This window comes from Actinoplanes sp. CA-030573 (assembly GCF_050951115.1).
In the GTDB taxonomy this organism is placed as follows: domain Bacteria; phylum Actinomycetota; class Actinomycetes; order Mycobacteriales; family Micromonosporaceae; genus Actinoplanes.
Window position 1 is genome coordinate 6578901 of the sequence record NZ_CP192038.1, and the last position, 20537, is coordinate 6599437.

The 20537-nt window shown below is 71.9% G+C and carries 22 protein-coding genes and 1 riboswitch; of the genes, 10 read left to right on the forward strand and 12 right to left on the reverse strand.

Annotated elements, in window-relative coordinates; all coding sequences use genetic code 11:
• Window positions 1-25: 25 nt before the first annotated feature.
• Window positions 26-523: a TspO/MBR family protein gene (locus tag ACQP2F_RS30310; protein WP_433293312.1), complete on the reverse strand. Its 498-nt coding sequence runs from the start codon at window positions 521-523 to the stop codon at window positions 26-28.
• Window positions 524-577: 54 nt separating this feature from the next.
• On the opposite strand from ACQP2F_RS30310, the gene ACQP2F_RS30315 reads away from it, so the two are divergent.
• Window positions 578-1045, forward strand: coding sequence for a hypothetical protein (locus tag ACQP2F_RS30315; RefSeq protein WP_433293314.1), 468 nt, complete (start codon window positions 578-580; stop codon window positions 1043-1045).
• Window positions 1046-1133: 88 nt separating this feature from the next.
• Here the strand turns inward: ACQP2F_RS30315 and ACQP2F_RS30320 are convergent, their stop codons facing one another.
• The 3 genes from ACQP2F_RS30320 to ACQP2F_RS30330 all read right to left on the reverse strand — a co-directional run bounded on the left by ACQP2F_RS30320 (window position 1134) and on the right by ACQP2F_RS30330 (window position 4029).
• On the reverse strand, window positions 1134-1907 hold the full coding sequence (locus tag ACQP2F_RS30320; RefSeq protein WP_433293316.1) for a YcnI family copper-binding membrane protein: 774 nt from the start codon (window positions 1905-1907) through the stop codon (window positions 1134-1136).
• An 87-nt stretch (window positions 1908-1994) separates the two neighbouring features.
• Window positions 1995-3329, reverse strand: coding sequence for a sensor histidine kinase (locus ACQP2F_RS30325; protein ID WP_433307657.1), 1335 nt, complete (start codon window positions 3327-3329; stop codon window positions 1995-1997).
• A 40-nt stretch (window positions 3330-3369) separates the two neighbouring features.
• The gene (locus ACQP2F_RS30330; RefSeq protein ID WP_433293318.1) at window positions 3370-4029 is read right to left on the reverse strand and encodes a response regulator transcription factor; all 660 of its coding nucleotides are present in this window, start codon (window positions 4027-4029) and stop codon (window positions 3370-3372) included.
• Window positions 4030-4131: 102 nt separating this feature from the next.
• Between ACQP2F_RS30330 and ACQP2F_RS30335 the strand changes: the two genes are divergently transcribed.
• The 5 genes from ACQP2F_RS30335 to ACQP2F_RS30355 all read left to right on the forward strand — a co-directional run bounded on the left by ACQP2F_RS30335 (window position 4132) and on the right by ACQP2F_RS30355 (window position 9354).
• Window positions 4132-5289 carry a LolA family protein gene (locus ACQP2F_RS30335; RefSeq protein ID WP_433293320.1) on the forward strand — a complete coding sequence of 386 codons (1158 nt, stop codon included), beginning with the start codon at window positions 4132-4134 and terminating at the stop codon, window positions 5287-5289.
• A 77-nt stretch (window positions 5290-5366) separates the two neighbouring features.
• Window positions 5367-6530: a tryptophan synthase subunit beta gene (gene trpB / locus ACQP2F_RS30340; RefSeq protein ID WP_433293322.1), complete on the forward strand. Its 1164-nt coding sequence runs from the start codon at window positions 5367-5369 to the stop codon at window positions 6528-6530.
• Window positions 6527-7270: a tryptophan synthase subunit alpha gene (gene trpA / locus ACQP2F_RS30345; RefSeq protein ID WP_433293324.1), complete on the forward strand. Its 744-nt coding sequence runs from the start codon at window positions 6527-6529 to the stop codon at window positions 7268-7270. Before trpB ends, trpA begins: the two co-directional genes overlap by 4 nt.
• A gap of 19 nt (window positions 7271-7289) precedes the next feature.
• Window positions 7290-8123, forward strand: coding sequence for a GntR family transcriptional regulator (locus ACQP2F_RS30350; protein ID WP_433293326.1), 834 nt, complete (start codon window positions 7290-7292; stop codon window positions 8121-8123).
• 118 nt (window positions 8124-8241) lie between these two features.
• Entirely contained in the window at window positions 8242-9354 is a 1113-nt protein-coding gene (locus ACQP2F_RS30355) for a HoxN/HupN/NixA family nickel/cobalt transporter (protein WP_433293328.1), read from the forward strand.
• Between the two features lie 4 nt (window positions 9355-9358).
• Here the strand turns inward: ACQP2F_RS30355 and ACQP2F_RS30360 are convergent, their stop codons facing one another.
• Complete coding sequence (locus ACQP2F_RS30360; protein ID WP_433293331.1) at window positions 9359-9844, reverse strand: hypothetical protein; 486 nt, start codon at window positions 9842-9844, stop codon at window positions 9359-9361.
• A complete protein-coding gene (locus ACQP2F_RS30365) occupies window positions 9841-10461 on the reverse strand; it encodes a tyrosine-protein phosphatase (protein WP_433293333.1) in 621 nt (206 codons plus the stop codon). The genes ACQP2F_RS30360 and ACQP2F_RS30365 overlap by 4 nt, the downstream gene beginning before the upstream one ends.
• A gap of 101 nt (window positions 10462-10562) precedes the next feature.
• Between ACQP2F_RS30365 and ACQP2F_RS30370 the strand changes: the two genes are divergently transcribed.
• On the forward strand, window positions 10563-10955 hold the full coding sequence (locus ACQP2F_RS30370) for an SCO5389 family protein (RefSeq protein WP_433293336.1): 393 nt from the start codon (window positions 10563-10565) through the stop codon (window positions 10953-10955).
• 160 nt (window positions 10956-11115) lie between these two features.
• Here the strand turns inward: ACQP2F_RS30370 and ACQP2F_RS30375 are convergent, their stop codons facing one another.
• The 3 genes from ACQP2F_RS30375 to ACQP2F_RS30385 are packed head-to-tail and all read right to left on the reverse strand — an operon-like array spanning window position 11116 to window position 14635.
• Window positions 11116-12261 carry a hypothetical protein gene (locus ACQP2F_RS30375; RefSeq protein WP_433293338.1) on the reverse strand — a complete coding sequence of 382 codons (1146 nt, stop codon included), beginning with the start codon at window positions 12259-12261 and terminating at the stop codon, window positions 11116-11118.
• A gap of 25 nt (window positions 12262-12286) precedes the next feature.
• Entirely contained in the window at window positions 12287-13543 is a 1257-nt protein-coding gene (locus tag ACQP2F_RS30380) for an AAA family ATPase (RefSeq protein WP_433293340.1), read from the reverse strand.
• A 9-nt stretch (window positions 13544-13552) separates the two neighbouring features.
• Window positions 13553-14635: an epoxide hydrolase family protein gene (locus ACQP2F_RS30385; protein ID WP_433293342.1), complete on the reverse strand. Its 1083-nt coding sequence runs from the start codon at window positions 14633-14635 to the stop codon at window positions 13553-13555.
• A 73-nt stretch (window positions 14636-14708) separates the two neighbouring features.
• On the opposite strand from ACQP2F_RS30385, the gene ACQP2F_RS30390 reads away from it, so the two are divergent.
• On the forward strand, window positions 14709-15152 hold the full coding sequence (locus ACQP2F_RS30390) for a MarR family winged helix-turn-helix transcriptional regulator (RefSeq protein WP_433293345.1): 444 nt from the start codon (window positions 14709-14711) through the stop codon (window positions 15150-15152).
• A 24-nt stretch (window positions 15153-15176) separates the two neighbouring features.
• On the forward strand, window positions 15177-16514 hold the full coding sequence (locus ACQP2F_RS30395) for a M1 family metallopeptidase (RefSeq protein WP_433293347.1): 1338 nt from the start codon (window positions 15177-15179) through the stop codon (window positions 16512-16514).
• A 50-nt stretch (window positions 16515-16564) separates the two neighbouring features.
• Here the strand turns inward: ACQP2F_RS30395 and ACQP2F_RS30400 are convergent, their stop codons facing one another.
• The 3 genes from ACQP2F_RS30400 to ACQP2F_RS30410 all read right to left on the reverse strand — a co-directional run bounded on the left by ACQP2F_RS30400 (window position 16565) and on the right by ACQP2F_RS30410 (window position 19087).
• A complete protein-coding gene (locus tag ACQP2F_RS30400) occupies window positions 16565-17560 on the reverse strand; it encodes an NlpC/P60 family protein (RefSeq protein ID WP_433293349.1) in 996 nt (331 codons plus the stop codon).
• 14 nt (window positions 17561-17574) lie between these two features.
• Window positions 17575-17712, reverse strand: a riboswitch (cyclic di-AMP (ydaO/yuaA leader).
• 122 nt (window positions 17713-17834) lie between these two features.
• Entirely contained in the window at window positions 17835-18737 is a 903-nt protein-coding gene (locus ACQP2F_RS30405) for a M56 family metallopeptidase (protein WP_433293352.1), read from the reverse strand.
• Window positions 18734-19087: a BlaI/MecI/CopY family transcriptional regulator gene (locus ACQP2F_RS30410; protein ID WP_433293355.1), complete on the reverse strand. Its 354-nt coding sequence runs from the start codon at window positions 19085-19087 to the stop codon at window positions 18734-18736. Before ACQP2F_RS30410 ends, ACQP2F_RS30405 begins: the two co-directional genes overlap by 4 nt.
• 84 nt (window positions 19088-19171) lie before the next feature.
• On the opposite strand from ACQP2F_RS30410, the gene ACQP2F_RS30415 reads away from it, so the two are divergent.
• Window positions 19172-20533: a cytochrome ubiquinol oxidase subunit I gene (locus ACQP2F_RS30415; RefSeq protein WP_433307659.1), complete on the forward strand. Its 1362-nt coding sequence runs from the start codon at window positions 19172-19174 to the stop codon at window positions 20531-20533.
• Window positions 20534-20537 lie beyond the last annotated feature (4 nt).

A 20537-nucleotide genomic window follows, 5' to 3' on the forward strand; every position in this document is an offset into this window, starting at 1 on the left:
AACATCACCGCCGCCGGGCAAGGCCTTACCGGTTCATCGTCCAGACCGCGAGATTCAGCGCGGCCGCATACGTGACCCAGACCCAATAAGGCGCCATAAGCCAGGCCGCGGCCCGCTTGATGCGCCAGAATCCGGCAATGGTCGCCCCGATCAGCACCCACAGCACGACGATGTCGGCGAAGGCCAGCCCGTACCGCCCGGCCCCGAAGAACAGCGGGGTCCAGATCGCGTTCAGCACCAGCTGCGCGGCGTAGAGCCAGAGCGCCCGGTTGAAGCCGGCCCGCTGCCAGGCCAGCCAGCCGGCCACCGCGACCATCGCGTAGAGGACCGTCCACACCGGCCCGAACACGCTCGACGGCGGCGCCCAGGCCGGCTGGCGCAGGCTGTTGTACTCGGCCGCCGTCCCCGCGACGCCGAGCCCGCCGATGGCGGCGGCGACCGTGACCGCGAGCCCGAAGCCCAGCAGACCCCACCACCGATGACCGCCCGGCCGCCGGGCCTCGGTCTCCGCATGCGTCGTCATGCCGGGGAACTGCCCCCTGCCCGCCGCGCGAAACGCGGCCCTAGCATCTGCGGGGTGAGCAAGACGGTTTCGGTGAGCTACGGCGACGACTGGTTCTGGGCGTACGACGTGAGCCTCGGCATCCTGCTGCTGGAAGCGATCGAGGCCGCCCGGTCCGAGGACCAGCCCGAGGGGGCGGCCGACGTCCTCGGGATGCTGAACGCGCACGCCCAGGTCGGCTCGGCCTGGGAGCTGGCGCTCGACGACGAGCGCTGGACGGGACCGCAGCGCGCCTTCGTCCACCGGATCATCGCCGAGGCCGGCCGCCGGCTGCGCGACCGCGGGACGATGACCCGGGCCGAGGCCGACGCCCGCTACGTCCGTGCGGGCGAGCCGTTCGCCCTGCGTTTCGAGGAGCACGTGGACGGCGCCGTCCTGGGCGACCTGGCCGATGCGATGCGGGCCCTGGTCGACGGCACCCTGCCGGTGCCGCCCGAGAACCACTGGCTCTACGGCGTGGAGGGCGGCCCGCTCACCACCTGAAACGCCCGCCCGGCCGAACAGCCCGCCCGGCGGAACAGCCCGCCCGGCGGAACACGCGCCGCCCGGCGGAACACGGCCGCGCCCAGCGTCACGCCTTGGCGGCGGGCACCTTCTTCTCGGCGGCCGCGTCGGTGACGGCGACGGCCGGCTTGCGGCCCGCGCGCTGGAAGGCGAGCACCGCCAGCACCAGGGCGAGCACACCCGCGATCAGGCCGGCGAGACCGAGGCCGTCGATGCCGTCAGAGGTGTCGGCCGCCCCGGGGGCGGAAGCCGCGGCGGGGGCCGCGGCAGGGGCCGCGGCGGGCGCGCCGGCCGGGGCGGTGGCGGGCGCGGCGGCCAGCTTCAGCACCGGCGCCGGGTGCTCGGGCTCGGTGCCGTCGGTCGACGGCTCGTCGATCCAGCGGACGATCGAGCCGTCGGAATACGTCTGCAGCGCCTTGAAGACCATCTGGCCCTTGTCCGGGAGCGGGCCGAGGGAGACGTCGAACTCCTGGAACTGGCCGGGCTTGATGACCGCGCCGGCGTCGGCGGTCCAGGTGATCTTCGAGACGGTCTCGGTGATCGGGGTGCCGTGCGCCTCGATCGGCGTGGCCAGCTTCGACTTCTCGGCGACCGCGGTCCAGCCCGGTACCGGCTTGACCGACACCGACGCGACCGGCGCGTCGGCCGGCAGGTTCACCTCGACCTTGGTCGTGTTGAGCGTGTCGGACTCGGTCGGGACGCGGAAGGTGACCTTGGCGTATCCTCCGGGCGCCGCGGTGCCGGGGTTGACGGTCACGTGCGCCGAGGCCGGGCCGGCCAGCGCGAGGGTCAGGCCGCCGATTGCGGCGGCTACCAGGGCCGAGCGCTTGAGCAGGGACATCGCTGTCGATACCTTCCGCGTGGACATCGCCCGGTGCCGGGCACGCACGTTGGTCGGCGGCGGTACGCGGAAAGTTCCCCGCCTTCTCTAGGTGACCGGGACGACCGGCTTCCGGGTGACCGGCAGCTTGATGTCCACGCGCAGACCGGGTGACGCGTCGCCCAGGGTGACGCTCCCGTGGTGCCGCCGGACCAGCTCGCGGACGATGGCCAGGCCCAGCCCGGAGCCGCCGGCGTCGCGGGCCCGGGCGTCGTCGAGGCGGGTGAAGCGGTCGAACACCCGCTCGCGGTCGGCGGGCGGGATGCCGGGACCGTCGTCGCACACGGTGATCCGCGCCCATTCGCCCTCGGCCGCCACCTCGACGGAGACCTTGGACCTCGCGTGCCGGGACGCGTTGTCGAGCAGGTTGCCCACCACCCGGCCGATCGCGTCCGGCTCGACCGTGACCAGGACCGGGTCGGCCGGGCGCTGGTAGCTCACCTCCGGGTAGCGGCAGACCACGGCCGCCACCACCCCGTCGAGGTCGACCTCGGCCGTACGGCGGCGGTCGGCCTGCGCGCCGTCGTCCGAGCGGGCGAGCAGCAGCAGGTCGTCGACCATGCGGCTGAGCCGGTCGACGTCGGTGAGCAGGTCGGCGGAGAGCGCCGGCCAGTCGGTGTCGGGCAGGCGCTGGGCGATCTCGAGCTCGGCCCGCATGTTGGTCAGCGGGCTGCGCAGCTCGTGCGCGGCGTCGGCGACGAAGGCCCGCTGCCGGGCGCGGGCCGCGTCGAGCCGGTGCAGCATGCCGTTGAGCGTGACGGCCAGGCGGTAGATCTCGTCGCGGGACTCGGGCACCGGCAGGCGGCCCGCCCGCGTACCCCCGGTGATCTCCTCCGCCCCCGCGCGCAACGCGTCCACCGGGCGCAGCGCGGCACCCAGAATGCGCCATTTGATGGCCGCGAGCATGCCCACCAGCAGCGGGAACGCGATCAGCAGCGTCACGCGCAGCAGGTGCACGCCCTGGCTCAGGTCGTCGGTCGAGCGCGCCACCAGGACCCGCACCGGCGCGCTCGGCGGCCCCGCGGTCTTCATGACCACCCGGACATCGCCGTCGAGGCCGATCCGGTAGCCGGGGATCTCGGTGACGTCGCCGTCCTTGAGGCCGCGCAGCTCGTCGTCGTGCAGCATCGGGGTGAGCCGGTCGGCGCCGGCCGAGACCGCCAGCACCCGCTGGTTGCCGTCGATCACCTGGACCCGCATCGCCGGGTTGACCGAGATCAGCTGGTTGACCAGGGAGTCCTCGTCGACCAGCTTGGCGACGCCCTTGGCGGTGTCGAGCGCCTCGGCGTTGACCGCCCGCAGCAGCGCGAAGTTGAGCACCCCGACCAGCAGGATGCCGCCGGCGGCGAGGCCGGCGCTGACCACCAGCACGGTCAGCCACAGCAGGCGGGCGCGGAGGCTGAGCTCCCTCGGGCGGCGCACGTCAGGCCCCGGAGAGCCGGTAGCCGGCGCCGCGCACGGTCTCGAGGCGGTCCCGTCCGATCTTGCGGCGCAGGTAGCCGACGTACACCTCGACCGCGTTCGGCGCCGTCTCGACCGCCGCGTCCCACACGTGGTCGAGCAGCTCGATCTTGCTGACCACCTCGCCCGGGCGGCGCATCAGGTATTCCAGCAGGGCGAACTCGCGGGTGGTGAGCACCACCTGCTCCCCCGCCACCAGCACCCGGCGCTCGGCCGGATCGAGCTCGATGTCGCCGTGCGCGAGCACCGGTGGGCGCTCGTGGGCGCCGCGGCGCAGCAGCGCCCGCAGGCGGGCGAGCAGCACGATGTACGAGAACGGCTTGGTCAGATAGTCGTCGGCGCCGCAGTCGAGGCCGTCGGCCTGGTCGTACTCGCCGTCCTTGGCCGAGAGCATCAGCACCGGCACCCAGTTGCGCTCGGCCCGCAACTGGCGCACCACCCGATAGCCGCTGAGCCTCGGCAGCATCACGTCGAGAATCATCGCGTCGTACCCGCCGTGGCGGGCCATCTCGAGACCGTCCTGCCCGTCACCGGCCACGTCGACCGCGAAGCCCTCGGCCTGCAGCCCGCGCTGCAGCGCCGCCGCCAGGCGCGCCTCGTCCTCCACCACCAACAACCGCACGGGACTACCTTTACATGGGGGGCGCCACCCCTAGGGGAAGCTCTCAGCGCGGTCACAGCGCCTGCGACGCACTCTGGTGGCAGAGAACGGGAGGTGGACATCGTGTCCGTGTTCAGGTCCAGGCCGGCGTTGCGCTGGCTCGTACCCTCGGCCGCTGCGGTCGTCGTCATCGGCGGTGGCGCCGCGGCCGGCACGATCGTCGCGAGCGCAAAACCGTCGCTGCCGGATCGCAGCGCGGCTCAGCTGCTCGTCGACATCCAGAACGCGAAGGTCGACGGTTTGTCCGGGACCATCGTCGAGAGCGCCGACCTCGGTCTGCCCGCCATCGCGGGCCTGGCCGGCAACATGGCGAACTCGGCCGGCGCGGCCGGGTCGGGCAAGGCCGACATCGGCAACCTGACCAGCCTGCTGGCCGGGAGCAACACCGCCCGCGTCTGGTACGCGGGAGACAGCAAGATGCGGCTCGCGCTGGTCGGCAGCCAGGGCGAGACCGACGTGATCCGCAACGGGACCGACGTCTGGCTGTGGAACAGCGCCGCCAAGAGCGCCAACCACCTGACGATCCCGGCCGGCTCCGACGTCAAGCACCCGGAGTCGCTGGCCGGGCAGGTGCCGAAGACGCCGCAGGAGGCGGCCGACGCGGCCCTGGCCGCGATCGACCCGACGACCAAGGTCAGCACGACCGGCGCCGCACGGGTGGCCGGCCGGGACGCGTACGAGCTGGTGCTCGCCCCGAAGGACACGGGCTCGCTGATCGGTCAGGTCCGCCTGGCGATCGACGCCGAGCACCACATCCCGCTGCGCGTCGACGTCTACGCGAAGAACGCGACCACCCCGGCCGTGCGGGTGGCGTTCCAGCAGATCAGCTTCGCCGTGCCGGACGCAGAGCAGTTCGCGTTCAACCCGCCGCCGGGCACGACGGTGAGCCAGGGCTCGGCCGAGGGCCTGGCCAAGGAGCACAAGGCCGAGATGGAGAAGGCCGCGAAGCAGCGCCAGCAGGCGTTCGCCGGCGGCGAGGAGCCGACCGTGACCGGCCAGGGCTGGACCTCGATCGTCCAGGCCAAGCTGCCCAAGGCCAAGGACTCGTCCGACGCCAAGCAGCTCGACGGCCTGATCGGCATGCTCCCGGCGGTCAGCGGCTCCTGGGGCAGCGGGCACGAGTTCGCGGGCACCCTGTTCACGGTGCTGGTGACCGATGACGGCCGGGTGTTCGCCGGTGCGGTGACCCCGGAGCGGCTGCACGAGGCCGCCGCCAAGTAACCGCCTCATAGTTCTAGAACTCTCCGCCGCGTTGTGTAACACTGCGGCGGAGAGTTCTATAACTTTTGGAGGTTACGATGACCCTCATGGCGGAACCGGCGGCCGGCCGGTTCGGCGGCTTCGGCGGGCGCTACGTCCCGGAGTCCCTGGTCCCGGCCTGTGCGGAGCTGGCCGCCTCCTTTCGGGACGCGTGGTCCGACCCGGACTTCCGCGCTCGCCTGAACGAGCTTCTCGCGGTGTACGCCGGTCGCCCGACGCCGCTCACCCCCGCCCGCAATCTCTCCGCCGCCCTCGGCGTCGACGTCTGGCTCAAGCGCGAGGACCTGGCCCACACCGGCAGCCACAAGATCAACAACGTGCTGGGGCAGGCCCTTCTCGCCCGGCGGATGGGACGCACCCGGCTGATCGCCGAGACCGGCGCCGGCCAGCACGGCGTGGCCACGGCGACGGCGGCGGCGCTGCTCGGCCTCTCGGCCACGATCTACATGGGCTCGCGGGACATCGAGCGGCAGCGTCTCAACGTCTTCCGGATGCAGATGCTGGGCGCCGAGGTCGTGCCGGTGACCAGCGGCAGCCGGACGCTCAAGGACGCCACCAACGAGGCGATGCGGGCGTGGGTGGCCGACGTCGACAACGCACATTTCCTGCTCGGCTCGGTCGGCGGCCCGCACCCGTACCCGTGGATGGTCCGGGAGTTCCAGCGGGTGATCGGCGCCGAGGCGTACGCGCAGGCGCGGGCGCAGGCGGCGGGCGTGCCCGACGTGGTGGTGGCGTGCGTGGGCGGCGGGTCCAACGCGGCCGGGACGTTCGCGGGATTCGTCGACACGCCGGCCCGGCTGGTCGGCGTGGAGGCGGCGGGCGGCGCGGCGATGACCGGCGGGGCGCCCGGGGTCGTGCACGGCGCGCGCTCGATGGTCCTGCAGGACGCGGACGGCCAGGTCGCCGAGGCGGAGTCGATCGCGGCCGGGCTCGACTACCCCGGCATCGGGCCCGAGCACGCGCATCTCGGCGCGATCGGGCGGGCCGAGTACAAGACGGTCACCGACGACGAGGTGGTGGCGGCGATCAACCGGCTGGCCCGGGCCGAGGGCATCATCTGCGCGCTCGAGTCGGCGCACGCGGTGGCCTGGGTGCTGCGCGCGGCCGGCACGGCCGAGCTGCCGGCCGGCTCGGCAGTCCTGGTCACGGTCTCGGGCCGGGGCGACAAGGACATGGTCAGCCTGGCGGGGGCGGCGCGATGAGGCTCTCCCGGGACCGCAAGCTGCTCGTGCCGTACGTGACGGCCGGCATCACCGCCGACTGGACCGGTTACCTGAGGGCGTTCGCCGAGGCCGGGGCGGACGCGATCGAGGTCGGGTTGCCGTTCTCCGACCCGATGCTCGACGGCGCGACGGTGCAGCGGGCGTCCGATCGGGCGCTGGCACGCGGTACGACGATCGGGTCGATCCTCGATGAGCTGGCCGAACTGGCGATCGGCGTGCCGCTGATCGCGTTCACCTACGCCAACCTGGTCTACCGCGCCGGTCCGGCGGCGTTCTGCCGCCGGCTCGCCGGGGCCGGCGTCTCCGGACTGATCGTGCCGGACCTGCCGGTGGACGAGGCGGCGGCGGTGGAGCGGGCGGCGGCGGAGGCCGGCATCGCGCTGACCCTGCTGGTGGCGCCGGTCACGCCGGACGACCGGCTGGCCGAGATCGGCGCCCGGAGCCGGGGGTTCGTCTACGCGGTGAGCCTGATGGGCACCACCGGCGAGCGATCGGCGGTGGACGCCGCGGCGGCCCGGCTGGCGGCCCGCACCAAGCGGGTGACCGACCTGCCGGTGCTGGTCGGCTTCGGCATCACGACCCCGGCCCAGGCCGCCACCGCGGCCCGCGAGGCCGACGGCGTGGTGGTCGGCTCGGCCCTGATGCGCCGGGTCCTCGACGGCGCGACCCCCGCCGAGCTGGGGCGGGACGTGGCCGAGTTGCGCGCCGCGTTGAGTTGACGCGGATCGGGATCCGGGCGTGCGCGGGCTCGCGGCCGGGCGCGCTCGGTTAAGGTCTGGCACGCGGGTCGCGCTGGGGCTCGCGTGCCGGAACCGGGCCGCAGGAGGAGAGCTGAGCGCGCCGCGTACTCCCAAATATCAAGCCATCGCCGCCGAGCTGGCCGCCAAGATCCGGGGCGGCGAGCTGGCGCCGGGGTCGGCGCTGCCGCCGCAGAAGGAGCTCAGCGCCGCCTACGGGGTCACGCTCGCGACGCTCCGGCAGGCTCTCCGGCAGCTGGAGGACGACGGCCTCCTCTCGCAGCAACCGGGGCGCGGCACGTTCGTGGCCGAGCCGCGGGCGGCCTATCGGCTCGACTCGCTCCGGGGCTTCGCCGAGGATCTGCGCGCCCAGGGGCAGACCGTGAGCACGCAGATCCTCGGTCAGGCGCTGCGGCGGCCGCCGGCCTGGGTGGCCGCCCGGCTCGGCGGGGCGGACGCCGATCGCGTGCTCCGGCTCGAGCGCCTGCGTCTGCTGGCCGGGCGTCCGGCCGTACATCAATTGTCCTGGGTCCGTGGTGTTGATCTTGTGGAGACCGATCTCAGCGGGACCTCCCTGTACGCGGCGCTGGCCGATCGGGGTGTGGTCGTGCATCGCGCCTCGGAGGTCGTCCGGCCCGGTGTGCTCGACGCGGTGACCGCCGACCTGCTCGGGCATCCCGCCGGCACGCCCGCCTTCGTCTCCGACCGCATCACCTACGGCCTCGACGACACGCCGCTGGTCGTCGACCGCGCCACCATCCTCGGCACCGTGCTCGAGATCCGCACCGAGCGCGCGGTCACCGGCCTGTCGATGCAGTGGAGCCGCCAGGGCTGAGACCCATCCGCCGCGGCCCCCGCTCCGAAGTGTGATCAAGCGTGAGGGGGGCCACTCTCCCCCTCGCCCGGCTATTGCCATAGATTGGCAACAGCATTAATACGGCGTAGGGGGAAGCATGGCGACGACGACGTTGACCCGCCCTGGCGTACGCGATGCGGTCGGTCCGCGCGGCTGGGCGAGTCTTGGCGGGATGGGCGCGTTCATCCTGCTGCTGCACGTGGTCGGCTGGGGCCTGCTGTTCTTCGTGATCGTGCCGGCGCGCTACGAGATCGGCACGGCCGGCGTCTACGGCGTCGGGCTCGGCGTCACGGCGTACACGCTCGGCATGCGGCACGCCTTCGACGCCGACCACATCGCCGCCATCGACAACACCACCCGCAAGCTGCTCGGCAACGAGCGCAAGCCGCTCTCGGTCGGCTTCTGGTTCTCGCTCGGGCACTCCAGCGTCGTCTTCGGGCTGTGCATGCTGCTCGGCGTCGGCGTCCGCTCGCTGGCCGGCCAGGTGGAGAGCGACTCGTCGACCCTGCAGCAGATCACCGGCGTGATCGGGGTCAGCGTCTCGGGCGTCTTCCTGTACGTCATCGGGATCATCAACCTCGTGCTGCTGGTCGGCATCTTCAAGGTCTTCCGCCGGATGCGCCAGGGCTCCTTCGACGAGCAGCAGCTCGAGGCCCACCTGAACAACCGCGGCTTCATGAACCGGATCCTGTCGCGGGCCACCCGCGCCGTCACCAAGCCGTGGCAGATGTACCCGATCGGCCTGCTCTTCGGCCTCGGCTTCGACACCGCCACCGAGATCTCGCTGCTGGTGCTGGCCGGCGGCGCGGCGGCGTTCGCGCTTCCCTGGTACGCGATCCTGACGCTCCCGATCCTGTTCGCGGCCGGCATGAGCCTGCTCGACACCATCGACGGCGCCTTCATGAACTTCGCGTACGGGTGGGCGAACGCCAAGCCGGTGCGCAAGGTCTACTACAACATGACCATCACCGGGCTCTCGGTCGCCGTGGCGCTGATCATCGGCACCATCGAGCTGGTCTCCATCCTCACCGACAAGCTCGGCATCACCACCGGCCCGCTGGCCGCGATCGGCGGGCTCGACCTCAACTACGTGGGCTTCGTGATCGTCGGCCTCTTCGTCGCGACGTGGGCGGTGGCCCTGCTGGTGTGGCGATACGGGCGCATCGAGGAGAAGTGGAACGCGCGGCTGGCCCCGGCCAAGGCCGAATAGCGGGTCAGTAACGAGCGACTATTTGGCGCACCCGGTGGCCCAGCGCCTCGGCGACCCACCTCAGCTCCGCGTCGTCGAGGTGGGTCGCGTCGATGACGTACGGATCACCCGTGCCCGGGCGACGCGGATCGCGCACCCGCATGACGAAGCGCGCGAATCCGGCCGGCCAGCGGTAGTCCAGGTCGTTGAGCGTGGAGTCCCGGCCGCAGCACGGCATCCGCACGTCTAGGACCCGGCACCGCGACGCCCACGCCTCGTCCATCCGCTCGTGCCACCAGTCGATCGTCATCCGGGCCGCGCAGTGCGGGCAGTGCACCGATTCGAAGTTCTCACCCTGGTCGACGAAGACCGGATCGTCGTCGACCGTGGCGTCGATGGCGCGGGCGCCCGGATAGATGGCCGCCAGCACCGCGCGGGCCGCGGCCGCCTCCGGCTCGCCCGGCACCCACAGCGGGTCGGCCGGGATGATCGAGATGACGTCGCTGCTCACGCCGGCCCTGCCTCGCCGGTCCCGGTGAGCCTCCGGCGGACGGCCCGCACCTCGGCCGGCGTCACGCCGATGTGGTCCAGGTAGGACTCCGCGCCGCCGTAGACGGTCTCCAGGTGATCGAGGGTGGCCGCCATCGCGCCCGGCAGGCGGTCGGGGCTGCGGCCGTAGTCGGCGACGATCTGCTCGGGCGGGACCCCGGCCACGGCCAGGGCGAGCGCGACCACCACGGCGGTGCGGTCCCGGCCGCCGTGGCAGTAGACGAGCACGGCGCCGGGCGGGGCGGCGGCCAGGGCGCGGAACGCGTCGGCGATGCGGGGCTTGTTGAAATCGAGCATCGGGCCGTACGAGTCGTGCGGGATCTCATAGGTGACGACCTCCTCGAGGATCGACACGTGCCGGTAGCCGGGCTCGCCGGCGAACGGGCTCGGCTCACGCTCGCACTCGCTGGGCCGGCGCAGGTCCAGGATCAGCGAGACGCCCGCCGCGCGTACGGCGTCGATGCCCGCCGCCGTCAGCAGGAAGAGACCGTCCGATCGGTAGAGCGCGCCGGGGCGGACGTTGCCGAGGCCGCCGAGGTCGCGGGCGTTGCGGCAGGCCGGCCAGTCGAGATCCGTCATGGGGGCAGGTTACCGAACGGGTGACGCCTACTTGCTAATGGGAATCGTTTCCAACAAGATGGGACCCGCCCGTTGTTGGTGATCGAAAGGAACCCTGGACCATGTCGCTCAACGTCTCCCCCGACCTGCTCGCCGTCGCCGAGCGCGGCGATGTCACGGACACCGAGTTCGTGGCCTGCGTGCGCGAGTCCCTGCCGTACGCGTGGGAGGTCGTCAGCAAGGTCATGACGTCCCTGAAGGCCGAGGGCGGCGAGTTCGCCGACCACGAGGTGCCGCCGCCCACCGAGGCCGAACGAGGCCAGCTGCTGCGGGCGCTCGCGTCGGACGCGATCCGGGGTGGCCTGGAGCGCCACTTCGGCGCGAAGCTCGCGTTCCAGAACTGCCACCGGGTGGCCGCGTTCTCGTTCGGCGCCGTGGGCAGCGAGCGCTACCAGGCGTTCGTCTCGCCGCGCGGGCAGTTGCTCAACCAGTCCCCGGAGTTGCGCAACTGCTGAGAGCCGGTCCTCCCTGTGGATAACCGAATGATGTTGTCGTAGGTCTGCCATAGGGTGGCCCCACCCCATTCGGGTGGGGGGTGGCTTGCGGGGCCCCGCCGCCCGATCTTTGCCGGGATCGGGCGGCGGCCGGCCCAACCCTCGCGGGGCTCGGCCGGCCTCAACCCTTCGCGGGCGGGTCGGTCCAGGCCTCCCGCAGATCCTTCTTCGCGGTCACCCACCAGTCGCGGAACTCGGCGCCGATGTCGCGGAACGCCTGCCGGAACCCCGGATCGTCGAGCCCCGCCCCCAGCATCTCGAGGAAGCCCAGCAACCACAGCGCGACCGCCGCCACCAGTGCCGCCACCACCGCGATCCACCACCCGGTGGCCGCGTGCAGCACCAGCAGCACGATCGCCGCCGCCATGATCGCGAGGCCGCCGTAGTTGGCGCGGCGCATCATCGGCGGGAGCAGCGGCAGGCACCGCCACGGCAGCCGGCCGGCCGGCAGCAGCACCCGCGCGCCGAAGCCGGCCAGCACCGCGGCCAGCACGCCGGAGAGCACCCGGGCGAACGTCGTCGCGTACGACCACCAGTGTCCCGCGACCAGCAGCGCGCCGACGATCAGCGCACCCACCGCCAGGCCCCGCCGCAGGCCGCTCAGCACGCCCCGGATCGGCCAGGTCAGCGAGATCAGGTCGGCCCGGGCCGGGTGGTCGCGGGCCACGTCCCGAAGCCCGCGCATCGACCGGCGGACCTTGAGCCGCTCGGCGTCGAGCATGGCGAGCAGCCAGCGGCCGTACGCGTTGCCGGGGTCGAGCTCGAGCGCCGCGCGGGCCGAGGCCGTCGCCGCCTCCCGGTTGCCCGCGTCCCGCTCGACGTCGGCCACCGTGAGCAGCCCCTCGACCGAGCGCGGCCGTAGCGACAACCCGTGCGCCGCCGCGTCCCGGGCCCGCGCGACCTGGTTGTCCCGGGACAGCGCGCGGGCCAGCACCAGGTAGCCGGAGGCGTCGAGCGGCTCGAGCCGGACCGCCTCCTCGGCCGCCGCCACCGCGTCCTTGGCCCGGATCAGCAGCATCAGGCTCTCGGCCCGCTCGGCGTGCGCGTCGGCCAGATGGGGCGCGGCCGCCACCGCCGCGTCGGCGGTGGCCAGCGCCGCCACGTATTCGCGGCGCAGGCGCAGCACGGAAGCCAGCAGCGTGAGCAGCGGGCCATGCTCGGGCGCGACGGTCAGCCCGACCCGGGCCGTCCGCTCGGCGTCGTCGTAACGGCCGACCTCGGCCAGCCGCTGCGCCCGCGCGAAGGCCTGCTCGGCCTCGTCGTCCATCACGAGCTCATCGGCGCGAGAAGGCTCACCGCAGCTTGCGCTTCTTCAGGTACGCCGCCAGGTCGTCGTACTCCCCCGACTCGTTGGCGAACATCGCGACGTTGCGGGCGGTGGCGAACCAGGCGTCGGTGGACGGGCGCACCTCGCGCACGGCCGCCAGCATGTCGGCCTGGGAGATCATGCGGATCTCGCCGGTCGCGATCGAGTCGCGCATCGCGAACTCGGCCGCGGTCTCGCAGACGTGCGCCAGGTCGGCGCCCGAGTAGTGCTCGGTGGCGTCGGCGACCTTGCCGAGATCGATGCCGGCGACCGGCCGGTCGCGCAGGTGGTACTCGAGGATCGCGGCGCGGGCCGCCTTGTCCGGCGGCAGCACCAGCAGCGTACGGTCGAGCCGGCCCGGGCGCCGCAGAGCCGAGTCGATGTCCCACGGCGCGTTGGTCGCGGCCAGCACGAAGACGCCGTCGTTGTTGCCGTCGACGCCGTCGAGCTCGGTGAGCAGCTGGTTGACCACCGTGCGCATCGAGGACGAGTTGAGCTGGCTGCGCTTGTGGCCGAGCGCGTCGATCTCGTCCAGGAACAGCACGCACGGCGCGTGCCCGCGGGCGGACTGGAACAGGTCGTGCAGGTTGCGCTCGGACGAGCCGACCCACATGTTGAGCACGTCGGTGATCGACAACGAGATGAACGCCGCGCCCATCTCGCCGGCGACGGCCCGGGCCAGGAACGTCTTGCCGCAGCCGGGCGGGCCGTAGAGCAGCAGGCCGCCGCGCAGGCTCTTGCCGAACAGCGTGCGCAGCTTGGGGTTGCGCAGCGGCCCGAGGAAGGAGACCTCGAGCCGCTTCTTCACCTCCTGCATGCCGCCGACGTCGGCCAGCGTGACGGTCGAGGTCTCGATGTCGAACGTGCGGTCGGCGTGCCCGCGCACCGGGTCGGGCTCGTCGTCGGCCTTGGCGAACCGCGGCGGCACGATGTCGCCGAGGTCTTCCTCGAGGGCCGCCCAGTCGACGCTCTGGTCGCCCTTGGACGACGGTTGCGGCGCCGGGGCCGGCCCCGGCGCCGGCTCGGGTGTCGCGGGCGCGGCGTTGCCGAGCGCGGAGGTCATCAGCCGCTGAGCGGTCGCGTTGCCGGGCTCGCGGGCCAGCACCTGCGCGGCGTGGCCGATCGCCTCCGGCCCCCGCCCCGCGTCGACCAGCAGCTCGGCCAGGTGCAGCCGGAGCGGCAGGTCGTCGGGCCGGGCCTGCACGGCCGCGGTCAGGCTGTCGATCAGCGGCGAGTCGCTCATGACACCGAATTATGCCCGCGCCCCCACCGCCTCGAAGAAGGAGGTGATGTCGGCCGCCAGCAGATCGGGCACCTCCAGCGCGGCGAAATGCCCGCCGGACGGGAACTCGGTCCACTGCCTGATGTCGTGACGCTGCTCGACCAGGGGACGGACCGGCTGGACGATGTCGTGCGGCAGGACCGCCACCCCCAGCGGCGCCGGGCACGGGATCGGCCCGCCGCCCAGGCCGGTCTCCTTGACCAGGCGCGACGAGGAGCCCGCGGTGCCGGTCAGCCAGTAGTGCATGACGTCGGCCAGCACGACCTCGTCGGCGATCGGGTGGGCCGGATCGGCCCACTGCTGGAACTTCTCCGCGATGAAGGCGAGCTGCCCGGCCGGGGAGTCGTTGAGCGCGTACGCGATGGTCTGTGGCGCCGCCGCGAACAGCACCTGATGCGGATGCCGGTTGCCGGCCAGCTGCCGGGTCTTCGCCAGCCGGGCGGCGTCGACCTCGCTCAGCGGCCCGTCGTAGGCGCCACCGGTCGGCATGAAGTTGACGTGCACCCCGATGACGTGTTCCGGCGCGACCGCGGCCAGCAGCCGGGAGATGCCGGATCCCCAGTCGCCGCCCTGCGCGCCGTATCGCTCGTAGCCCAGACGCTCCATCAGGGTGGCCCACGCCCGGGCCACCCGCTCCTGCCCCCAGCCGCGCGAGCGCGTCGGCCCCGAGAAGCCGTAGCCCGGAATCGCCGGGACCACCAGGTGGAAGCGGGGCATGAGCAGCGGGATCAGCTCGAGGAACTCGGCGACCGAGCCCGGCCAGCCGTGCGTGAGGATCAGTGGGATCGCCGCCGGATCGGCCGACCGGACGTGCAGGAACCACACCCGCTCGCCGTCGATCGTTTCGACCCTCGGCCCGTACGCGTTGAGCGCCGCCTCGTGCGCCCGCCAGTCGAACGTGGCCCAGGCCGTCGTGAGCTGCCGCACGCGGTCGAGCGGTATGCCGTAGTCCCAGCCGGCATCGGGCAGCTCGTCGGGCCATCGGGTGCGGGCGAGCCGGTCGTGGAGATCGTCGAGGTCGGCCTGCGGAACGTGTAGCGCGAATTCGTTCATGCGGCTAACGTTAGGCCCACGAACATTCAGATGGCAAACGTTAGGTAGGTAAACGTAATGTTAAAGTTGGCATATGGAGCAACTGCCGAGCTGGCTGCTGACCCAGACCGCGGCGCACGCCGGTCGCCTGGTTCACGACGGCTTCGCCGAGGTCGGCGCCCGCGGCTACCACTACCGCCTGCTCAACTCGCTGCTCGAGGAGGGTCCGGCGAGCCAGGCCGACCTCGGCCGGCGCACCGGCATCCACCTGAGCGACATGGTCGCCGCGCTCAACGAGCTGCAGCGCGAGGGCTATGTCGCCCGCGAGCCCGACCCGGCCGACCGCCGGCGGAATGTCATCACGCTCACCCGGCCCGGCCGCCTGCGTGCCGCCGAGCTGACCAAGCGGGCGCACGACGTGCAGGAGAGGCTGCTGGCGCCGCTGACCGAGGCCGAGCGCGGCCAGCTGCTCTCGACGCTCGTCAAGCTCCTGGACCACCACCTGAGGCAAGGGATTCCCCCGTTGCCCAAGGAGTAGGACGGCATTCATTCTCGTCGAATGATGAGACGAGTGCTCCCCGCCTTGCTCGCCCTGACCGCGACCATCGCCGTGCCGGCCACCCCGGCCCGCGCGGCGGCCACCGACGCGACCCGTACGCCGGCGACCCCGGCCTACACCATCAACCTGACCAGCAACGGCACCGGCGGCGTGTGGACCGGCCACGAGAGCGTGACCTTCTCCAACGCCTCGGCGGTCCCGCTGACCGAGGTCTACCTGCGTCTGTGGGACAACGCCCACGGCACCTGCACGAGCCTGCCGATCAAGGTCACCAACGTCACCGGCGGCACCCCGGGCGCGCTCGAGGTCGCCTGCACGGCGCTGAAGATCACGCTGCCCGCGCCGCTGGCCCAGGGCGCGACCGGCAGCGTCGGCTTCGACCTGTCGATCACGGTGACCGACGGGATCGACCGGTTCGGCCACGACGGCAGCTACTACTTCATCGGCAACGCGATCCCGGTGCTGGCCGTGCGCGACGCGGCGGGCTGGCATCTGGACCCGTACACGAACAACGGGGAGTCCTTCTACGCGCTCGCCTCGGACTACACCGTCGCGCTCGATCACCCGAGCACGATCTCGGTGCCCGCGACCGGCACCTCGGTCGACCGGGCCGGCAGCAGTGGGCGTACGGTCACCACCGCCACCGGGAAGAAGGTGCGCGAGTTCGCCTGGGCCGCCGGGCCGTTCCGCAAGATCTCCGGAACCACGGCGGGCGGCGTCGCGGTGAACGTCTACTCGGTGAGCTCGATCAGCACGTCGAGCGCCAACTCGATGCTGAGCACGGCCAGGTCCGCCCTCGACGCGCACTCGTCCCGCTTCGGCGCCTACCCCTACGGCGAGGCCGACGTGGTGCTGGACAACGGCTACTGGTTCGGCGGTATGGAGTACCCGGGCTTCGTGCTCGACGTCATCAGCTCGACGGCGCTGGCGCACGAGCTCGCCCACCAGTGGTTCTACGGGATCGTCGGCGACGACGAGTACACGACGCCGTGGCTCGACGAGGGCTTCACCGACTACGCCACCGATCTGTACTTCAACAAGACCGGCAGCGGCTGCGGGATCACCTGGCAGTCGAGCGCCGAGAAGCTGACCAACTCGATGGCTTACTGGGACGCGCACCCGAGCCGCTACAGCACCGTGGTCTACGGCTACGGCAAGTGCACGCTGCACGACCTGCGCCGGCTGATCGGCACGACGGCGATGGCAAACCTGCTCAAGTCGTACGCGGCGTCGCACTGGTACGGGGTCTCGACGGTGGCCGACTTCAAGGCCGCGGCGCAGGCCGCCGCCGGCTCGACCAGCCTCACCTCGTTCTGGGCGGCGCACCGCGTCGAGGGCTGACCGCACACGGAAAGGGGCCGCCCGCGGGCGGCCCCTTTCTGCGCGAACTCTCAGCCCGGACGCCGGAAACCGGCGATCGGTCCCACCTTGTCGAGCACCGCCATCCGCACATGGTCACCCGTGTGCGGGGCGTGCACCACCTTGCCGCCACCTATGTAGATGGCGACGTGATGGAGGCTGCCCGGATAGAAGAAGACCAGGTCACCCGGTTGCAACTCGTCCCGCGACACCGCCTTGCCCTCGCCCCACTGGTCCTTCGTGTAGTGGTCGAGGAAGACGCCGACGCTGGCCCACGCCGCCTTCGTCAGACCCGAGCAGTCGTAGCTGTTCGGGCCCTCGGAGCCGAAGACGTAGGGCTTGCCGACGAGGTCGCAGGCTCGCTGCGCCGCACGGCCGCCCTTGTCCTGGCTGTAGGTGACGGGGCACGGCCCGGTCTTGAACGGGCCGTCGGACTCGCCGGCCGCGCCGTACGCCGCGAGCCGCAGCTTCTGGAGCGAGTCGATCTTCTTCTGGATCGCGGCCTTCTGCTGCGCGAGCTGGCTGTCGCGCGCCGCGATCGACTTGGTCAGCACGTCCAGGTCGGACTTCATGCCGGCGTACTTGTCGCGCAGCTTGGCGACGCCGGCGATCTGGTCCTGCTGGTGCCGAGCAAGCTGATCGAGGTAGGTCAGCTTGTCGGTCAGGCCGGTGGGCGACCCACTCATGATCATGGCGTTGAACGCGTTGGGCGCACCCTGCTTGTACGCGTCGACGGCCATCCCCCGCACCTGGGACAGGGCGACATCCACCTGGATCTGGAGCGGAGTGAGCTGGGTCGTGAGCTTCTTCAGCTGAGCCTGGTTCTTGAGCAGCTTGCCGTGCACGTCGTTGTACTGCTCGATGACCGGCTCGAGTTCGTTCCACTGCTTGTCGATCTGGGCCTCGACGCTGGCCGGCGAGGGTGTCGCTTGCGCTACGGACGGGCCGGTGAAGACGATCCCGACCGCTGCGACAGCGCAGGCGAGGCTGCGCAGAACTGCGGCGCGGCGCGCCCCAATCCGTTTCACGTAGGTGCGTTATCCCTTCTTCCATCAAGCCGCCGACCGGGTTAGCTGACGGGTTCGGGCGGGAAGCGCGCCCGGCCGCAAGGGATCGCGGCTTCACCCCGACTACTCGGGTCCCCGGTTCGTCGCCATGGACGATTAGGCGGTGGTCCGTCAGATCGGCCGGATGGACGATGGGGGGCTGCCGAACCGGGGACCACCGTACTCCCGATCAAGTCGTTAACTGAAGCTGCCACGACCAGGAAACTGCTTGCACAGCAGGGGCTACGGACAGTGACTACAACGGCCAGGCTTCCAGGGCGCGGTCGAGCCACGGGAGCACCAGGATCACGGTCGGTAATACCAGCAGGGCCAGGGCGCCGAGCGCGACGGTCGCGGTGAGGGCGATCGAGGACCTCGGCGGCGCGGCCAGGCGGGCGAGGCGGCGGTCCCGGGCGTCCGTTCCGGGCGCGACATCCTCCGACAGAGGGACAGCGCCGGTCAGGCGTTCCAGGGCGCCGCGCAGCGGCGCGGACCCGGTGCGGCGGCGTGCGGCATCGTCGGCCACCATCTCCAGCAGCAGATGTACGGCGTTCAGCGGCGCCCGGCTGCGCAACGGCGCCGGGACGGCGCGATAGAACGCGGTGAACGACTCCATCACCACCTCATGGCGGTGCCGCAGGTGGGTCTGCTCGTGGGCGAGGACGGCCTCGACCTCGGACCGGCCGAGCAGCCGGAGCGCGCCGTCGCTGAGCACCACGCGCGCCTCCCGGCCGGGCACGCAGTAGGCGAGCGGCAGGTTGCCCTGGAGCACCCGCACGTTGTCGTCGTCGAGCTCCTGGCGCTGCTCGGCCCGGTCGAGCAGGTCGACCAGCAGCCGGTGCCGGGCGCGGCGCTCGCGGGAGCGCCGGGTGACACCGTAGAGGGACCAGAGCAGCCGCAGCACGATCGTGGCCGCGACGGCGAGGGCGCCGACCAGGGCCGCGGCGGTGACCGGCCGCCCGGCGCCGGCCGCGCGGGCCAGTTCTTCGGGGCCGGCCAGCACCACGCCGAGCGCGGAGAGCACCGCGGTCAAGGTGATCGCCTGCCAGAGCAGCACGGCCGCGGCCGGCGCGCGGTCGGGCCACCGGGCGGCGGCGAGGACGCCCGGCACGACGAGCGACAGGGTCAGCCCGAGGGCGCCGAGCAGCAGGGCGGTCACCGCTCGTTCTTGGCGACGGCCTCGAGGGCGGCCTTCAGAGCCTCCGGCGGCAGCTGCCCGACGAAGTAGGCGAGCGCCGCGTCCTGGTCGGCGCTGGCGCTGAGCGCGTCGAGCATGACCGAGGCCGTCATCTCCTCGCGGGACTGCGTGGTGGCGTACCGATAGGCGCGGTCCGCTTTCTGCTCCGTCACCACCCGTTTCTTGGCCAGGCGGTGCAGCACCGTCATCACCGTCGTGTAGGCGAGGTCGCGCTCGGGCCCGATCGACTCGTGGACCTGGCGCACGGTGAGCGGCTCACCCGCGTCCCACAACACGTTCATGACCACACGTTCCAGGTCTCCCAGCGCCATGGACCAAAGTCTACTGCACAACGTCGTACTACGAGGCGTAGTATCTACTACGCGACGTCGTATTCGTTGTTGACGGGGGACCCGATGGACGTGCTCGACCTGACCCGGCTGCAGTTCGCGGTCGTGACGATCTATCACTACTTTTTCGTGCCGCTGTCGATCAGCCTGGCGGCGATCGCGGCCGGCCTGGAGATCACCTGGCTGCGCACCGGCGACGACAAGTTTCGCGACCTCACGAAATTCGTCGGGAAGCTGCTGATCGTCACGTTCGCGGTCGGCGTGGTCACCGGCCTGGTGCAGGAGTTCCAGTTCGGCATGGCGTGGAGCGCGTTCGCGAAGTTCTACGGCGACGTGTTCGGCCCGACGCTCGCGATCGAGGGGATGCTCGCGTTCTTCCTCGAGGCGACGTTCCTGGCGCTCTGGTATTTCGGGTGGGATCGGCTGCCGCGCCTCGCGCATGCGGCGACGATCGTGATCGTCTCGCTCGGCACGATCCTGTCCGCGTTCATCATCCTGGCCGGCAACAGCTTCATGCAGAACCCGGTGGCGTACGCGATCGACCCCGTCACCGGGCGGGCGCGGCTCACCTCCTTCACCGAGTTGCTGCTCAACAAGGTCAACCTGGCCGCGTTCCCGCACACGTTGTCGGGGGCGGCCATGGTCGGCGGCGCTCTGGTGCTGGCCATCGCGGTGTGGCGGATGGCGCACGAGCCGGCGATGCGGGTCCTGGCCCGCCTCGGCGCCTGGGTGACGCTGGCCGGCGGCGCCGCCACCGCGCTCACCGGCGACCACCTCGGCAAGGTCATCACCTCGGTGCAGCCGATGAAGATGGCCGCGGCCGAGGCGCTCTACCAGACCACCGAGGGCGCCCCCTTCTCCGTCTTCACGATCGGCAAGCCGCTGCCGTCGTTCTCCGTCGACATCCCGTGGCTGCTGTCGATCCTGGCCAAGGGCTCGCCGGGCGCGACCGTGCAGGGCATCGACGATCTCCAGGCGCAGTACGCGGCTCAGTACGGTCCCGGCTCGTACGTCCCGATGATCCCGGTAGCGTTCTGGAGCTTCCGGCTGATGATCGGCGTGGGCATGCTGGCGGCCGCCGTCGCCGCGTTCTACCTGTGGCGTACGAGGAAGGGCCGTTCCGCCCCGGCCTGGCTCCTGCGCTGGTTGCCGTTGATCCCGCTGCTTCCGACCGCGGCCAACACGCTCGGCTGGATCTTCACCGAGACCGCCCGCCAGCCGTGGATCGCCTTCGGCATCTCGAAGGTGGCCGACGGCATCTCGCCCGGCCTGACCAGCGCCGAGGTCGTCGCGTCGCTGACCGGCTTCACGCTCGTCTACGGCGTGCTGGCGATGGTCTGGCTCCGGCTGATCCGCCACCTCGCCCGCCAGCCCCTGCACCCCGTCGCCGCCTCGGACAAGTCGCCCGAGCTCGCGCCCGTCTACTGAGGGA

Coding starts and splice junctions, on each gene's coding strand:
- trpA (WP_433293324.1), top strand. CDS start 6,527: ATGAGGCTCTCCCGGGACCGCAAGCTGCTCGTGCCGTACGTGACGGCC.
- ACQP2F_RS30320 (WP_433293316.1), bottom strand. CDS start 1,907: ATGTCCCTGCTCAAGCGCTCGGCCCTGGTAGCCGCCGCAATCGGCGGC.
- ACQP2F_RS30410 (WP_433293355.1), bottom strand. CDS start 19,087: ATGGCGCTGGGAGACCTGGAACGTGTGGTCATGAACGTGTTGTGGGAC.
- ACQP2F_RS30375 (WP_433293338.1), bottom strand. CDS start 12,261: ATGGACGACGAGGCCGAGCAGGCCTTCGCGCGGGCGCAGCGGCTGGCC.
- ACQP2F_RS30385 (WP_433293342.1), bottom strand. CDS start 14,635: ATGAACGAATTCGCGCTACACGTTCCGCAGGCCGACCTCGACGATCTC.
- ACQP2F_RS30310 (WP_433293312.1), bottom strand. CDS start 523: ATGACGACGCATGCGGAGACCGAGGCCCGGCGGCCGGGCGGTCATCGG.
- ACQP2F_RS30380 (WP_433293340.1), bottom strand. CDS start 13,543: ATGAGCGACTCGCCGCTGATCGACAGCCTGACCGCGGCCGTGCAGGCC.
- ACQP2F_RS30370 (WP_433293336.1), top strand. CDS start 10,563: ATGTCGCTCAACGTCTCCCCCGACCTGCTCGCCGTCGCCGAGCGCGGC.
- ACQP2F_RS30390 (WP_433293345.1), top strand. CDS start 14,709: ATGGAGCAACTGCCGAGCTGGCTGCTGACCCAGACCGCGGCGCACGCC.
- ACQP2F_RS30365 (WP_433293333.1), bottom strand. CDS start 10,461: ATGACGGATCTCGACTGGCCGGCCTGCCGCAACGCCCGCGACCTCGGC.
- ACQP2F_RS30415 (WP_433307659.1), top strand. CDS start 19,172: ATGGACGTGCTCGACCTGACCCGGCTGCAGTTCGCGGTCGTGACGATC.
- ACQP2F_RS30395 (WP_433293347.1), top strand. CDS start 15,177: ATGAGACGAGTGCTCCCCGCCTTGCTCGCCCTGACCGCGACCATCGCC.
- trpB (WP_433293322.1), top strand. CDS start 5,367: ATGACCCTCATGGCGGAACCGGCGGCCGGCCGGTTCGGCGGCTTCGGC.
- ACQP2F_RS30355 (WP_433293328.1), top strand. CDS start 8,242: ATGGCGACGACGACGTTGACCCGCCCTGGCGTACGCGATGCGGTCGGT.